Consider the following 14192-nt stretch of genomic DNA (forward strand, 5'->3'; position numbering starts at 1 on the left):
AGATTGAATTATTTTACGCGGAGATACACGTTATCGTAGTTTGATTTAAGGATAAAATTGGCACCACCACCATTTATTTTTCCTTTAATATCTTCAGAACTTCTTCCGCCATAAACGGCTATTCCGTTTGCAACCCTAATGTTTTTATTGTTTGAAATAATTGTTCCGCTACCGCTTTTTAGGCCGGAAATAAGAAGGGCTTCATTCGTTGCCGATTTAATGGTGGTAATTAAATCCTCATCCTTTGGCTTTTCTTCTGCAATATTTTTCTCCAGGGCAATTTTAAGCCCGTCGGCAGCATATAATTTTCCATAGCTGGTAGATAGATCTACGTTTGCCTTTACACTTACAGGAAGTGATACATCTACATGGCCATAAACAGAAACAATAGAAACCGGACCTTTAATGGGCTCAACAAAGCTGGCATCAATGCTTCCGTACAATGATTTAATATTCATCGGGCCAGTATTATTTTCCAGTTTAATTTTATTGTAACTCGTTGATATTTCGAGCTCATTTTTTAAGTTTTTCAGAATGATATCTTCCTGGTAAATGCTGCTCTGATTGGCAAAAGTTACCTTGATGTTTTGTGGTACTTTAATCGTTAAAACGCCATCAATTTTCTTGTTCACAACATTCACATTCACTTCAGTTCCCTTCTCCGAAATATCGAGACCTAAACCGCTGTTATCTACAAAACCAGAGCCACTGATTACACGAAGCCCTTTTGCCCGTTCATCTACTTTCTCCGTTTCGCCGGCTGGCAAAGAAAAGATGATTTCGTTTCCGCTATAGCCTTCCACTATTGCACCGGCAACATGTAAATTCAGCTGACCACTTGTTTTGCTTATTTTGTATTCTTTCTGTGCAGAAGCGGTTATCGCCAGCGTAAGCAGAGAAAAAAGAACGATAAATTGTTTTTTCATGATTTTATTTTTTTAAATGTTATAATTTGTCTTGGTTTAGTAATACGTTGTAAGCTTCATCTCTTACCGCGGCAAAAGTTTCCGGATTATTCGCAATCGATTTGAGTTGATTATCAATTTTGAGTCCTTTCATTTTGCCCAAAAAGCTAATCAGCCCAAGCTGAACAATCGGATCATCCTGGTTATTTAAAGCGTTAACCAAAAGTGAGGCGGTATAGCGGTCGGCACTGTACTTTTGAAGCACACTCAAAGCCGCCAGGCGAACATTGGTATTTCCATCGTGATTAAGCGTTTTAGAAAGCATGTTCAACACGTGGTTGTTGATGTTTTCTGATTTTTCTATTTCCAAAATGGCGAGCAGCCTTACACTTGCCGAGCTGCTATCTGTTAATGCCTGATAATCGCTGTTTGTGGTCTGCACCGTGTTTGTTTTCGTTTTTAAATGTTTTGTTTGAGGCTGATAGGCCACTGCTTTTTGCACTTCCACTGGTGCAGTTTTGGTTGGTGCAGGTATTGATTCTTCCTTTCTGGTTGTTGGTTGAGGCTGAATCACTTTTGGTTTTACCGCCGTGTAAACCGGGCTTTTTGTCTGCTGCTGATCAAAAATAAACCAGGTTGCTGCAATGGCAATTAATACGGATGCTGCAAGCCACCACTTTTTGTTATTGTAAAGTGATACCGTTTTGGCTTTCGGTGCTGCCTGTGGTGCCACTTGCTGTTTAAAGCGTTGCATATCAAAAACAGGTGCTTCGAGATGATCGAATTCCTCCCTGTTCCGCTCCACAAAATCTTTCAATTGATCATTCATAATAAACTTTATCTTTTAATGATAGTAAAATCTTCTTCTTTGCCCTGTGGTATTGCGTTCTTACATTCGTTGCTGTTAAATCTAACATCACCGCAATTTCCTCATGATTTAGCTTTTCAAAAACATGCAGATTAACGATGGTTTTGTAACCAGCAGGAAGCGATTCAATACTCTTCTTCAGATCTTCTACCTTACAATCCAACACCTCAAAATCTTCTTCTACATCAGCTACATTTTCTAAATCCATTTCTTCCATATCAGAAAACAAAATTTTCCTTTTTCTGATGTGTGAAATGGAGCGGTTTATTGCTGCTCTTCTCACCCAGGCCTCAATGTTTAATACGCCATCTAACTTTGCCACTTCACTAAACACCGCACAAAAAGTATCTTGTAAAATATCTTCGGCTTCCCCTGTGTGACTCACAATTCTACTAATCGAATTGTAAACCTTTCGGGCATAACGGTTATACAACCCCGTATAGCCGCCCTCATGCCCGTTAAGGCAAAGGCCAATCAATTCTTTATCCGTTATGTGATCTGCAGACGGCAAGTTCGGAGCTTTTTAAATGTGTTAATTAGGTATGTTCTATAGGGTAGTCGCAACTTATTTAAAAGTGTTACACTTTTTTAATATTTTTTGAAAATAATATTCTAACAAACTATTGATGATCCGAAAGATCGGGATTTGCGTATAGACCAAAAACTAAAATTTGGCTCTATTTTGTCAGCAATGGACTATGTTGGTGGCTCAATTCTCCAATTTATAAAAATTAAAGAGGTTAAGGTAATTTAACATAGCCTTCACATCGGGCAGGTAGTTTTGCGGCATAATCAAAGCCCCTTGTGGCTCACGAATTCATTTATTGCCAAAAAACCAAACAATGAGAAAACCTTTACTGTTGACGCAGAAGATTGCGGTATATGCTACGTTGGCATGTCTGCTAACGAGTGCCATTACAGCGCCATCCCGGGCCATTGAAAAAATATCCGGTGTTTCATTATCCAATACGAAACAAAATCCAGGTACCATCAGCGGGAAAATTGTTGATGAAAAAGGCGAGCCGCTTCCTGGTGCCAGTATCGTAATTAAAGAATTGAACAAGGTAGTTCAAGCCACTAACGACGGAAGTTATAGCGTTAGTGTTCCGGCAGGAAATTACAGTGTTGCCGTAAGCTTTATTTCTTATACTACTGCAACCTTAACTAAAATTGCCGTAAAAGCTGGTGAAACAACGCCGCTAAATGTGACGCTGAAAGGCGAAACAGGATCTTTAAACGAGGTTCTGGTAGTGGGTTATGGAACGCAGAAAAGAGAAAATGCTACTGGTGCTGTTGATCAGATTACTTCAAAAAGTTTAGAAAACAGACCCATCTCCAACCTTACGCAAGGCCTTCAGGGTTTACTGCCCAATCTTAATTTAAAGATGATGGACGGTAAGCCAACGCAGTCTCCTAGTTATAATATCCGGGGTACAACTTCCATCGGACAGGGTGGTAGCGCTTTAATCCTTATTGATGGTTTCGAGGGTGACCCAAGTTTGTTAAACCCGAACGACATTGAAAGTGTATCGATATTAAAAGATGCGGCATCGGCAGCCATTTATGGCGCTAGAGGTGTTTTTGGGGTAGTACTCATCACCACAAAGAAAGCCGAAAAGGGGCGTACGAATGTAAGTTACTCGACCAATTACGCCATTAAAAGTCCGCTGCAGGTACCCGATTTTGTAACCGATGGTTACACCTGGGCAAAGATGTTTGCAGAAGCATTTGTGAATGGCGATGGTGCTTTTCCGCAAAATGCAAATAAAACACAGAAATTTTCACAGGCCTATCTTGATGAGTTTAAAAGACGAGTAGAATCCGGTCAGCCTTATAATCAGGTTGAAGTAAACCCAACTACAGGCGAATACACTTATTACGGAAGCACGGATTACTACGCTGAACTTTACAAGAAAAATACAGCTGCTTTCGAAAATAATCTTTCGTTGAGTGGCGGTAGCGATAAAGCTTCGTTTTTAGTGTCTGGTCGTTTCTTAAGTCAGGATGGTCTGTTCCGCTACAACAGCGATGATTACGATATGAAAAATATCCGTGCCAGAGGATCGGTACAGGTTTTTCCCTGGTTAAGCATCGAAAACAATGCCGATTACTCGATCATGAATTACCATAACCCCATCAACGTGGGTGAAGGTGGTGGGATCTGGAGAAACATTGCCGATGAAGGTAAGCCAACCATGCCCCTGTTCAACCCGGATGGAACTTTAACCTTCGCTTCTGCTTATACTGTAGGTGATTTTTTCTATGGTAAAAATGGAATTGATACCAAGCGTGAGGTTTTTAGAAATATAACCGGTTTAAGAAGTAATTTCTTTGACAACAAATTTAGGGTTAACGCCGATTTTACTTTTAGAAATACAAATAACGACAAAGAACAAAGAAGGGTGCAAGTGCCATACAGCAGCACACGTGGCGTTACTTCATTTGTAGGTACCACTACCAACGATTTGTTGTTCGATTTGCGTGAAACCAACTATCTGGCTACAAATATTTATGCAGAGTATGAAAATCGTTTCGGCAGCGACCATTATTTGAAAGCCATGGCGGGTTACAACTACGAACAATCTACCTATAACAGGGTTGCAGTTCAACGTAACGGAATTATTTTCGAAGATGCTACTGATCTTAACTTAGCTTTAGGCCAATCTGTTACTACCGGTGGTGGTTACGAGCAGTGGGCTATTTTAGGTGGCTTCTCCAGGTTAAACTACTCCTTCAAAGATCGTTATTTAGTGGAAGTAAATGCCCGCTATGATGGTTCATCAAAGTTTCCTGCAGATCAACGTTATGGATTTTTCCCTTCCGTTTCTGCGGGTTGGAGAATCAACAAAGAGCCGTTTTGGAAAGTATCGGATAAATTCATCTCTGATTTAAAATTAAGAGCTTCTTACGGATCTTTAGGTAACGGTAACATTGCATCTTATGCTTTTCAGGAGCAATTTAACATTTCGCAATCCGGCCAGATTTTGAATGGCTCGAGACCACAAACTACCCGTAATCCAGCTGTTTTACCTGAAGGTTTAACCTGGGAAACTTCGACAACCAGCAACTTCGGTTTAGATTTAACCATGCTTTCGGGCCGCTTAACTTTTAATGGAGATGCTTACATCCGAAAAACAACCGACATGTTCACCACAGGCCTTACTCCGCCAGCTGTTTTTGGTGCCGATGTGCCTAGAGGAAACTATGCTAACTTAACTACACGTGGCTGGGAAGTATCAGTAAGCTGGAATGACAGGTTTGGCAATGAAAATAAACCTTTCAAATATAACGTAAGGCTTACCCTGGCGGATAATAAAACCAAAATTGATAAGTACAACAATCCAGATAAGTTGTTGAATGATTATTATGAAGGGCAAACTTTAGGAGAGATTTGGGGATATGAAACGGAAGGTTTCTTTATTGATGAGGCAGATATCGCCTCGCATGCCAAGCAAGATCCGCAGATGCGTGCTTCTCCAACAGGGCGATGGTTTCCCGGAGATATTAAATTGAGAGATTTAAACGGCGACGGTTTAATTAATGTTGGCGAGAATAAAGTAGGCAAATCCGGAGATAGAAGAATCATTGGTAATTCTGCTCCAAGATATATGTATGGAATTAATTTGGGTGCAGATTGGAACAATATCTTTTTCTCTGTTTTCTTTCAGGGAATTGGTAAGCAACAATGGTATCCTAGTACGGAAACAGAAATGTTTTGGGGGCAATACAACAGGCCATACAATAATATTCCAACGTTTCATTTAGGCAATATGTGGACGCCGGAAAACACAAACGCCTATTTCCCAAGAACAATGTCTAGAGCGGCATCAAGCAATACCAACCGTACCTTAGGTGTGGCGCAAACGCGTTACCTGCAAAATGTTGCTTATTTAAGAATGAAAAATATTCAGGTAGGTTATAACTTGCCAACCAAATGGGTTAACCGTATTGGCGCCCGTACGGCAAAGGTGTTTTTCTCTGGTGAGAACTTATTTACCTATTCGCCGATGTACAAAGTTGTGAAAAACACAATTGATGTAGAAAATGCTGTACCGGCAGATCAGGATATCAACAATAATCCCACCAATGGCGATGGTTACAATTATCCCCTGATGAAAAGTATTTCATTCGGTTTAAACATTGGATTTTAGAATCAATAAAATAGAAAAATCAACGATGAAAAAACAATATATATGGGCTTTACTGGCTTGCCTGAGTTTGGCAGCTTGTAAAAAGTTAGATCAGAAACCTGAATCAACAGCCACAAAAGATGCCGTTTTTGGCACTGAAAACGGACTGAAATTATATACAAATTCATTTTATAACATGGATTTTTTACCGAAAAACTCTACCAGTCAGGATGCAATGTCTGATTATTTAGCAGTGAGATCGGTTCAGGATTTTATTAGAGAAGGCGGTTTTGGAGCAAATAACAGCTCTGGATGGAGCTGGGGCGATTTGCGAAACATCAATTATTTTATTGCCAATTGTAATAATCCGGCGGTGCCAGCTTCGGTGCGCAATAATTATTTAGGTATCGCCCGTTATTTCAGGGCGTACTTTTATATGGAAAAAGTGAAGCGTTTCGGCGATGTGCCATGGATTGGTAAACCCTTAAACATTGATGATCCTGCATTAAATGCTGGTCGCGATAAAAGGGAACTGGTGATGGATTCGGTATTAGCTGATATTAATTTTGCCTGCGCAAACATTCAAGCCACTAACGATCCAAGTCGTACCACGGTTACCAAATGGGTAGCTCATGCTTATAAATCGAGATTGTGTTTATTTGAAGGAACTTTTAGAAAGTACCACACAGAACTAAATCTGGTTTCAACTGCAAATAAATGGTTGGAAGAGGCGGCTTCGGCAGCAAATGAAATAATCAAAAACGGCGGATATTCTATTAACACTAACGGTGGCCCGGGAGTCTCTTATCGCCAGGTATTTACCAGCAACACCCCGGTAACGAATGAAGTATTACAGGCCTCGGTTGCCGATATTAATTTAGGCGTTTTAAATGAGGCCAACTGGTGGTGGACGAGTGGTACCTATGGCGCAAAAGCAAGTTTCACCCGTACGTTCATCAACACTTACCTTAAATTAGATGGTACACCATTTACCAATGATCCGGCTTATCGGACCATGGTTTTTAAAGATGAAGTAAAAAACCGCGATTTAAGATTAAAACAAACCATTAGGTTAGGCGATTACAAAAGAATTACCAGCGGTCAGCCAGTGCCTGCCCCACCAGTTTTCTCTTACACCTTTACAGGTTATCAACCTATAAAATGGACTTTAGACGATACCTATTTTGATGCCGGGGCACTCAATACAAACGCCATTGCTTTATTTCGTTATGCGGAGGTTTTGTTGAATTATGCTGAAGCAAAAGCCGAATTGGGTACTTTAACTGATGCAGATTGGGCTTTAACCGTAGGTGCGCTTCGTGCCAGAGCAGGAATAACTGCCGGATTATCTACCAAACCAACATTGGCCGATCCTTATTTAATAACGAACTATTTTCCGGGCATCAGCGATGCGACAATTTTGGAAGTAAGAAGAGAGCGTGGTATCGAATTAAGCTTAGAAGGCTTGCGTTTTCCTGATATTTTGAGATGGAAACGTGGTTCGCTAATGGAACAAGAGTGGAACGGGTTTTACGTTCCTTCGTTAAATACACCCATGGATTTGAATGAGGATGGTATTTTGGATGTTGCATTTTATCAGGGTACGAGGCCAAATCCAGGTGCAGCAGGTGTAACTTATGTTGATGTTTCGAACACCATCGGCAATGCGACAAACTCGCAAAAGTTGAAAAATGGTACTTCAGGAGAGTTAACCTGGATGAATGAAATTCCAAGAAAATGGAATGAGCGGAACTATTATTATCCAATTCCATTAAACGATCTTCAGCGTAACCCGAATTTGAAGCAAAATCCGGGATGGCAATAACATCAACTAGATACAGATGAAAATAAAAAATATATTAACAGCACTGATGTTATTGACATCAGTTGCTGTTCAGGCGCAAAAAATTACAGTCGGAACATTCAACATCAGATATGATAATCCGGCAGATAGTGGGAATTTGTGGAAAGACAGGGCTCCAGTGGTGGCAAATCTCATTCGTTTTCATCAGTTTGATGTACTCGGTGTGCAAGAGGCACTCAAAAATCAACTGGCAGATATTTCTTCGGCCCTGCCAGAATACGATCGTTACGGTAAAGGTCGCGATGATGGAAAAGATGGAGGGGAACATTCAGCTATCTATTTCAAGAAAGACAGATTTAAACTGATAAAGAGCGGCGACTTTTGGTTATCGGAAACACCAGATAAACCAGGCAAAGGTTGGGATGCAACTTGTTGCAACAGAATCTGCTCGTGGGTATTGCTGGAAGACCTAAAAAACAAACAACAATTTTATGCTTTTAATGTGCATTACGACCATCAGGCTATGGTTGCCCGTAGAGAAAGCAGCAAATTAATGCTTCAAAAAATTAAGGAAATTGCGGGTAACTCGCCCGTTTTACTAACCGGAGATTTCAATGGCGGCAGAGAAAGTGAGTGGTATCAAACATTGGCTAAATCGGGTGCCGTTAGCGATGTTTACGGTGCAGTAAAATATCCTTACGCAAATAATTCTTCAGCTAACGGGTTTAGAACGCCTCGGGGTAATGGTGTTATCGACCATATTTTTATGAGCAAGCAATTTACCGCCAGCAGATGGGGAATTTTAACGGATACTTATTTCGGTAAGTTTCCTTCTGATCACTTTCCTGTTTTAGCAGAAGTTGAATTGAAACCTTAAGCTAAAAAACAGCTATTTTTGAAAGAGCATCTCCTCAAAATGGGAGATGCTTTTTTATTGGAAAGCAGCAAAGTAGCGTTTAGCTATGTCCTGTGCCGCTAAAGTTTTCCTGTATGCCACCGGTTGGGGTGTTCACATTATTAGGTATCGTTTCGTTATAGGATGTGGAAACAGCCTCTAAATATTCTTTCAGCTTTGTAATATTTTCATTTACAACCAGCCGATCTGCAGCGGTGTGTTCTGGTGCGCCATCCATCGATTTGATAACTTCAAGGGCATAATCCATAAAATCTTTAACGTTTTCTGAGAGCAGTGGTTTTGGTGTAATCATCGTGATGTGCTTTATTTGTAAAAGGAACAACGAAAGGTTACGAAAGTTTTTCTGAGTGTGGATTGATCGCATTAATTAATGCTCCTGCGAGCCACTTTTCCGCTACATGTTCTTAACCGATGGCCTGTTTTTTGGCTTCCGCCATTCCCAAGGCGCAACAGGATGTGCATCGCTCCATAAACCTATTTTGCGTTTCCTTGCGCTGATTTCCAGTTGAGCGTAGAGCGGATCTGACGAATACTTTTTAAAATGCCAGGCCATGCCCTGTTTAATCATTTCCTGATTGACAATCTGTTTATGTTGATTCGCCACCACAGCAATTAACCTCTTATATCGGTCGTATTTTTCGCCATATACTTTAACCAGCTGTCCGAAGCATAAATTTGATAAAGCTGTTTTGGCATTATTTCCAAAGGGCTGCGAGCCGCGTTTCTCAGGGCAATCGATATGTGCCAGTCGAATTTTTATGGGTGTGTTTTGATATAAAACTTCCATGGTATCGCCATCCATAATCCTGATGACTTTGGCACTAAAAGTTGTTTTTTTGAGATCAGGATCTATTTCTTCAGCGGAAACGAATGGCTGAACCCAAAGCCATAAAATCAGTAATGTTATTTTTCCCATCCACACCGTGTTTTGCCCAGTCTTTTTGCTTTGTCTAAAGTAGTTTCGATAATTTTATGCTGGCAATTGCTTAAACCACGACAAGTTTTTTCGAAGTGGTATTTTTTACCGCCCTCGCTATCGCAAAGGTACGCCGATTTGGTTTCGATGCAAGCAATGTTGGTAAGAAGGAAAAGGATGAGAGATAGGGATTTCATTGGGGGGAATATGTAAGCCTAATTTTCAATAAAATTTTTGATGTAATTTTCGGTTATATTACTAGCTTGTTCTCGAGGAATGAACTTGAAATTCTCGGATTTTAAGCCCATTTTAGTCATCCAGTCTTTCCAGTATACTTCTAAAATTTCAAAATCCTTTCCTTTCCCTCTTTTCCGTTCGTTTACTTCACAAATAAGAATTTGGGTGTTCGACAGATCCACGCTGACAGCAGGGATGTTCAGTTGTTTTAAATTAATAATAGATAAAATATTCCCAAAAGTAACCGCTGGATAAAGTACCTTTTCAAAACCGTAAATTTTTGTATCTGGCAATCTCCCTGTTGCTTCTAAATATCCATCAGTTACTATCACAACCTTATTAAGGTAGTTATCAAACAATGTCGATTTTTTAAGTCTAGAATTCAAGTACCTACGTAAATAAAACACATAGTCAGCTCCAAGGGGTTTTGCCTTTGCAGAATCGTACATAGTATTTATTCCCTTTTCAAACTCCTTATTTTTTTCATCTGTAAAATATAACAGGTTACTTTTTCCTTTATGAGTCGAAAGATCAAACTGAAGCTGATTTGCAACTTTGCCAAATTGTCCTTTTGCTTGGTTAATATCAGTTACATCTACAATAAATTTATCCTTTGAGTCTTGTTTAAGTTTGGAGACGTCAATAAAAGATTGCCAAATTGTTTTTAGCACAAGCTTATCATTTCTAACCTGATCAGGATTATTAATTTCATCATTGATTCGTCCAGATAAATCAGGAATGACAACTATATTTATGCTTGTTGGAGCAGGCGGTAGCCATCCCTGGCAATATCTTAAATCGTCATCCGATAATTTGAAACTTGATAATTTTGTCCGAGTTGCGTTTAAAAATTCTTCATCTTGAGATAATTCAGCTTTGTATTTATACCAAACCGTTTCAACATCCTTCTTATTGTAGCTTGTTTCAAGCTCTTTAAGTGCCATGTTCTGAATAGAAGGTCTTGTGATGAGATAGACAAATATTCCGAAAAATGCTATTGCACCTGCAAGAATGTATAGTGGTTTTTTATCTCTAATCTTCTTGTTTTTTTTTTGAGAGTTTTGCATTCTAATTATCTGAATTTGGATTTTCTATTTTTTGAATTAAGGTATTTAGCCATAAATTTTGCGAATTTATTGCCTCATTATTCAGTCGTAAAGCTAGATCACTATGAAAGTTGCTATTTGTATAATTTTGCCAGCCACCCATAAATTCTCCTACAGATGCTTTCAGTGAGGATAAGTTTACGGGAATAACACCATTTTCATATCCAATAATGTCCTTTGCTTTCTCTTCAATTTTATTTTCTAATGAAATGATATCACTTTCCGATTTATGTATCCTAGAGATAATTTCCGATAGTTCTTGTCTCTTGTCGACAATTTTATTATTTATACTTTCTATCATTAATTTCACCTTTTCGCTTTCAGTTTTAAGATAAGAATGACTTAGAACGAAGTTTAATAAAAACCCCCAAATTACATAGACAACAAACCCTAGAACGAGGACGAGATAAAAATTAATATCATAAAATATCATATCTAATTTCCAAGCATCGCTTGTCAAACCCGAATTGAACTCATTCGTATGGATACTTTGGGAAATCTTGTATCCTATAAATACATCGGCTATTAGGGTTATAAATAATAAAGAAATTATAATAATATATTTGGAGGGTTTACCTATCGAATTAAGTTTTTTATTGTTTTCAATTGCTACGTGAATATAAAAACCCATAGCTAAAAATATAACAGGAAATAGAATAATTAATGCGATCACACCACCACCTTTATTTATTGCATCAGAAAATACATTTGGATTTATAAAACCTAAACTGCCCTTTTTTATTCCGTAAAATGCCGAATATCCTGATGAAGAATAAAATACAAATAGATACATGGTAAGCATCAAAGTTATAAAGGAACCAATTATAAATGATGAAGTGTCTCCCATTTCACCATCACCATTTCTGATATCTATTTTTTCCAACTCTAATTCTGCGATTTCCTGTTCCTTATCTTCCTTGCTTGATTTGTTAGAAAAAATTTCAGCGTTAATGTCATTTTTTCTAGTTTTTTCCTGCTGAAGTTCAGCTCTAAGCTTTGAGATCCTGTCCTTTAGGCCTTGTCCATCCAATCTCTGTTCTTCTAAAAACTTATCATAAACGTTATTTAGATAGCCATGGATACCCTCTGGTATCGACTGGGATTTTGTTGCAGATCGAAATCCATACATTGAGTATGTTATTTTGCGATTATCCTCTATGCTGGTAATCTGTTCATTGAGTGTTTCTTGTGCCATGTTATTCTTGTGTTTCTGTTTGAGTGTAATCGCTTTATAGATAAAAGCTAATGCGCTAATTATGTCGACTGGGATCCAAAGAGATTTGTTATTTAAATGAATCGGCATTATTGGATTATATATCATTGCTATTAGAATAAAAATAATTATCCAAGCACATAGTTTACTTTGAAATGCTGTTATTAAAAATATAATAGAACTAATTGAAACTACAGTTCTTAGGAATGTGTAATAACCAATCGGCTGGTTCATTGTACCTAGTAGCAGCACACTCCCACTAAAAAGTAGTATCCATTTCATTTTCTTCAATTTAAATCGCTTTAAAAATGAGAGATCACTTCCTTTCGCTCTTAAAAGCAATTGGAAGCAACCTCTACATTTCCGTGAGAGAATTGAACGTTAACTAATAATTATCTATGGTTTGGTGTAGCTGAATGCGGTAATTGTAAATCTCATCCAGATTGAATATTTGCTTTTTATCGCCAGCGTCTTTGCCATTCGCAAAAGTCTCCAGGTATTTATTGGCTGTATTGAAATGAAAGCGGCAAATCGGTTTTCTGTTATTGTCATCAAGTAAAACCCCAAAGTAGGACTGCGTGTCTCTTGGAGCAATACGCGTAGATGCGATTTTTTCTCTTAAGATGGCTTTCACGATTTGGAAAGCTTCCAGTTCTTCTTCGGTAGTGATAATTTTGGAGTCACCGCCATCATCTATCGGGTCAACTTTCTGATCTACCAGTAGATCTGGTTTTTCATTAATGTTTAATGCAGATTTTAATCTATCGCTAATCGATTCATTTATAGAGAGGGTAAGTGCTTTTTTACCATATTCTTTAAAAGCCAGCATGCGGCTGGCAATTAATGGTTTATCATAAAAGCGACTAACCAGAAGTTTGACGAGTTCATCTGATGGGTTTTCAATTTCTTTTTCAAACTCCTTTCTAATCGCTTTGATGTATTTTAAGCCTTCAGCCGAATCTAAAATTGTTTCTAAATTGTATTCATTTTTAGTAAAGCTTTCTAAAATTTTTATGGCATTATCCTTAAGGTCTTCAATGTCGATGGTTAAGAAAGGTTTCTCATCCATGATATTTGGTTTTTCTAAATCAGCATAAAAATTGTAAACAGTACCATTTGTTAATACACCAAATCTGGCTTTAGAGACATGGTAATAACGGTGTAGTTGGGAGTTATGTGCATCTGCACTTTCTTTCCAGTGTTTGCATTCAAATATGAGAATAGGCTCATTATTTTTACGAATTACGTAATCGACCTTTTCACCTTTCTTGGTACCAATATCACAAATATGCTCTGGAATAACTTCAGTCGGATTAAAAATATCGTAACCCAAAATTTGTATGAAGGGCATTACAAATGCATTTTTTGTAGCCTCCTCTGTATTAATTTGATCTTTGAGTCCAACTACTCTTTGATGAAGTTGCTCTAGCTTTAGTTTAAGATCCATTTCCTGAAGTTTGATTTTGAGTTTGTTTGTTTACAATCAAAATTAACTACACGAGCAGATCAATTATTACGGGAAACCGTAAAGGAGCAAAAAAATGTAAAAAAGAAATTAGCTGAATTTAACTATTGAACTGATAACACATTTTGGTCAACAGCTTCCCGGAATTTAACTTCTGATTTCTCTTTCATCCACCAGTTACTGTCTAAACGCTTAACAGAAGTGAATGGTCTTTTTACACCAACTTTCATGGTTGCCGCATCAAAATGCTTTTCCCAAACGTGAATTAGGGTGTCGCTGCCGATTTTTACCCACCATAATTTTTTGCCAAATCTCTGGGTATTATAAATTTCAGAAATGGTTCCAGTGATAGCTTTGTTGTTAAAATTAGGCTCCATTAATTGAAAGGTTTGCATTTTGCTCTTTTGCGCACTGACACTTCCGATTAGGAAAACGAAAATTATGGGTGTTAGAAATTTTTTCATCTATCTGTCTTTTAATCATAAACCTGGGATGTGTTAACGGGAGGACGATAGATTTAATAAATACAATGTTATTGCAGTTATCAATAATAATGTAGTGCCAAAACTACAGAATTAAAAAAGTTTTGATTTACGGGAAACCGTAATGCGGATTGTTTTTTATGTAAAAAT

At 38.2% G+C, this 14192-nt stretch carries 13 protein-coding genes; 3 read left to right on the forward strand and 10 right to left on the reverse strand.

What is annotated here, in order from left to right; all coding sequences use genetic code 11:
* Window positions 1–8: 8 nt before the first annotated feature.
* The 3 genes from ACZZZK_RS14195 to ACZZZK_RS14205 are packed head-to-tail and all read right to left on the reverse strand — an operon-like array spanning window position 9 to window position 2284.
* On the reverse strand, window positions 9–926 hold the full coding sequence (locus ACZZZK_RS14195) for a DUF4097 family beta strand repeat-containing protein (protein WP_463484705.1): 918 nt from the start codon (window positions 924–926) through the stop codon (window positions 9–11).
* A gap of 19 nt (window positions 927–945) precedes the next feature.
* Entirely contained in the window at window positions 946–1734 is a 789-nt protein-coding gene (locus tag ACZZZK_RS14200; RefSeq protein WP_463484706.1) for a hypothetical protein, read from the reverse strand.
* Window positions 1727–2284: an RNA polymerase sigma factor gene (locus ACZZZK_RS14205; RefSeq protein WP_463484707.1), complete on the reverse strand. Its 558-nt coding sequence runs from the start codon at window positions 2282–2284 to the stop codon at window positions 1727–1729. Before ACZZZK_RS14205 ends, ACZZZK_RS14200 begins: the two co-directional genes overlap by 8 nt.
* A 331-nt stretch (window positions 2285–2615) precedes the next feature.
* Between ACZZZK_RS14205 and ACZZZK_RS14210 the strand changes: the two genes are divergently transcribed.
* Genes ACZZZK_RS14210 through ACZZZK_RS14220 form a run of 3 tightly spaced genes read left to right on the forward strand, consistent with a single transcriptional unit; the run spans window position 2616 to window position 8584 of the window.
* Window positions 2616–5924: a SusC/RagA family TonB-linked outer membrane protein gene (locus ACZZZK_RS14210; RefSeq protein ID WP_463484708.1), complete on the forward strand. Its 3309-nt coding sequence runs from the start codon at window positions 2616–2618 to the stop codon at window positions 5922–5924.
* A gap of 25 nt (window positions 5925–5949) precedes the next feature.
* Entirely contained in the window at window positions 5950–7728 is a 1779-nt protein-coding gene (locus ACZZZK_RS14215) for a RagB/SusD family nutrient uptake outer membrane protein (RefSeq protein ID WP_463484709.1), read from the forward strand.
* A gap of 16 nt (window positions 7729–7744) precedes the next feature.
* Window positions 7745–8584 (forward strand): endonuclease/exonuclease/phosphatase family protein, encoded by an 840-nt coding sequence (locus tag ACZZZK_RS14220; protein ID WP_463484710.1) that lies wholly within the window; start codon window positions 7745–7747, stop codon window positions 8582–8584.
* Between the two features lie 79 nt (window positions 8585–8663).
* Here ACZZZK_RS14220 and ACZZZK_RS14225 read toward each other — a convergent pair whose 3' ends face one another.
* The 7 genes from ACZZZK_RS14225 to ACZZZK_RS14255 form a co-directional block, all read right to left on the reverse strand.
* Window positions 8664–8915, reverse strand: a complete 252-nt coding sequence (locus ACZZZK_RS14225; protein WP_463484711.1) for a hypothetical protein — start codon at window positions 8913–8915, stop codon at window positions 8664–8666.
* 102 nt (window positions 8916–9017) lie between these two features.
* The gene (locus ACZZZK_RS14230) at window positions 9018–9539 is read right to left on the reverse strand and encodes a thermonuclease family protein (protein ID WP_463484712.1); all 522 of its coding nucleotides are present in this window, start codon (window positions 9537–9539) and stop codon (window positions 9018–9020) included.
* On the reverse strand, window positions 9527–9736 hold the full coding sequence (locus ACZZZK_RS14235; protein ID WP_463484713.1) for a hypothetical protein: 210 nt from the start codon (window positions 9734–9736) through the stop codon (window positions 9527–9529). The genes ACZZZK_RS14230 and ACZZZK_RS14235 overlap by 13 nt, the downstream gene beginning before the upstream one ends.
* Window positions 9737–9754: 18 nt before the next feature.
* Complete coding sequence (locus ACZZZK_RS14240; RefSeq protein ID WP_463484714.1) at window positions 9755–10843, reverse strand: hypothetical protein; 1089 nt, start codon at window positions 10841–10843, stop codon at window positions 9755–9757.
* A 1-nt stretch (window position 10844) separates the two neighbouring features.
* Window positions 10845–12377 (reverse strand): DUF6804 family protein, encoded by a 1533-nt coding sequence (locus tag ACZZZK_RS14245; RefSeq protein ID WP_463484715.1) that lies wholly within the window; start codon window positions 12375–12377, stop codon window positions 10845–10847.
* Between the two features lie 103 nt (window positions 12378–12480).
* Complete coding sequence (locus tag ACZZZK_RS14250; RefSeq protein WP_463484716.1) at window positions 12481–13542, reverse strand: type I restriction endonuclease; 1062 nt, start codon at window positions 13540–13542, stop codon at window positions 12481–12483.
* Between the two features lie 122 nt (window positions 13543–13664).
* Window positions 13665–14024 carry a hypothetical protein gene (locus tag ACZZZK_RS14255; RefSeq protein ID WP_463484717.1) on the reverse strand — a complete coding sequence of 120 codons (360 nt, stop codon included), beginning with the start codon at window positions 14022–14024 and terminating at the stop codon, window positions 13665–13667.
* Between the last annotated feature and the right edge of the window lie 168 nt (window positions 14025–14192).

This window comes from Pedobacter sp. AC163 (assembly GCF_979258665.1).

Excerpts from the sequence above, each read along its gene's own strand:
- ACZZZK_RS14195 (WP_463484705.1), bottom strand. The coding sequence starts at position 926 with ATGAAAAAACAATTTATCGTTCTTTTTTCTCTGCTTACGCTGGCGATA.
- ACZZZK_RS14200 (WP_463484706.1), bottom strand. The coding sequence starts at position 1,734 with ATGAATGATCAATTGAAAGATTTTGTGGAGCGGAACAGGGAGGAATTC.
- ACZZZK_RS14210 (WP_463484708.1), top strand. The coding sequence starts at position 2,616 with ATGAGAAAACCTTTACTGTTGACGCAGAAGATTGCGGTATATGCTACG.
- ACZZZK_RS14215 (WP_463484709.1), top strand. The coding sequence starts at position 5,950 with ATGAAAAAACAATATATATGGGCTTTACTGGCTTGCCTGAGTTTGGCA.
- ACZZZK_RS14220 (WP_463484710.1), top strand. The coding sequence starts at position 7,745 with ATGAAAATAAAAAATATATTAACAGCACTGATGTTATTGACATCAGTT.
- ACZZZK_RS14225 (WP_463484711.1), bottom strand. The coding sequence starts at position 8,915 with ATGATTACACCAAAACCACTGCTCTCAGAAAACGTTAAAGATTTTATG.
- ACZZZK_RS14230 (WP_463484712.1), bottom strand. The coding sequence starts at position 9,539 with ATGGGAAAAATAACATTACTGATTTTATGGCTTTGGGTTCAGCCATTC.
- ACZZZK_RS14235 (WP_463484713.1), bottom strand. The coding sequence starts at position 9,736 with ATGAAATCCCTATCTCTCATCCTTTTCCTTCTTACCAACATTGCTTGC.
- ACZZZK_RS14240 (WP_463484714.1), bottom strand. The coding sequence starts at position 10,843 with ATGCAAAACTCTCAAAAAAAAAACAAGAAGATTAGAGATAAAAAACCA.
- ACZZZK_RS14245 (WP_463484715.1), bottom strand. The coding sequence starts at position 12,377 with ATGAAATGGATACTACTTTTTAGTGGGAGTGTGCTGCTACTAGGTACA.
- ACZZZK_RS14250 (WP_463484716.1), bottom strand. The coding sequence starts at position 13,542 with ATGGATCTTAAACTAAAGCTAGAGCAACTTCATCAAAGAGTAGTTGGA.
- ACZZZK_RS14255 (WP_463484717.1), bottom strand. The coding sequence starts at position 14,024 with ATGAAAAAATTTCTAACACCCATAATTTTCGTTTTCCTAATCGGAAGT.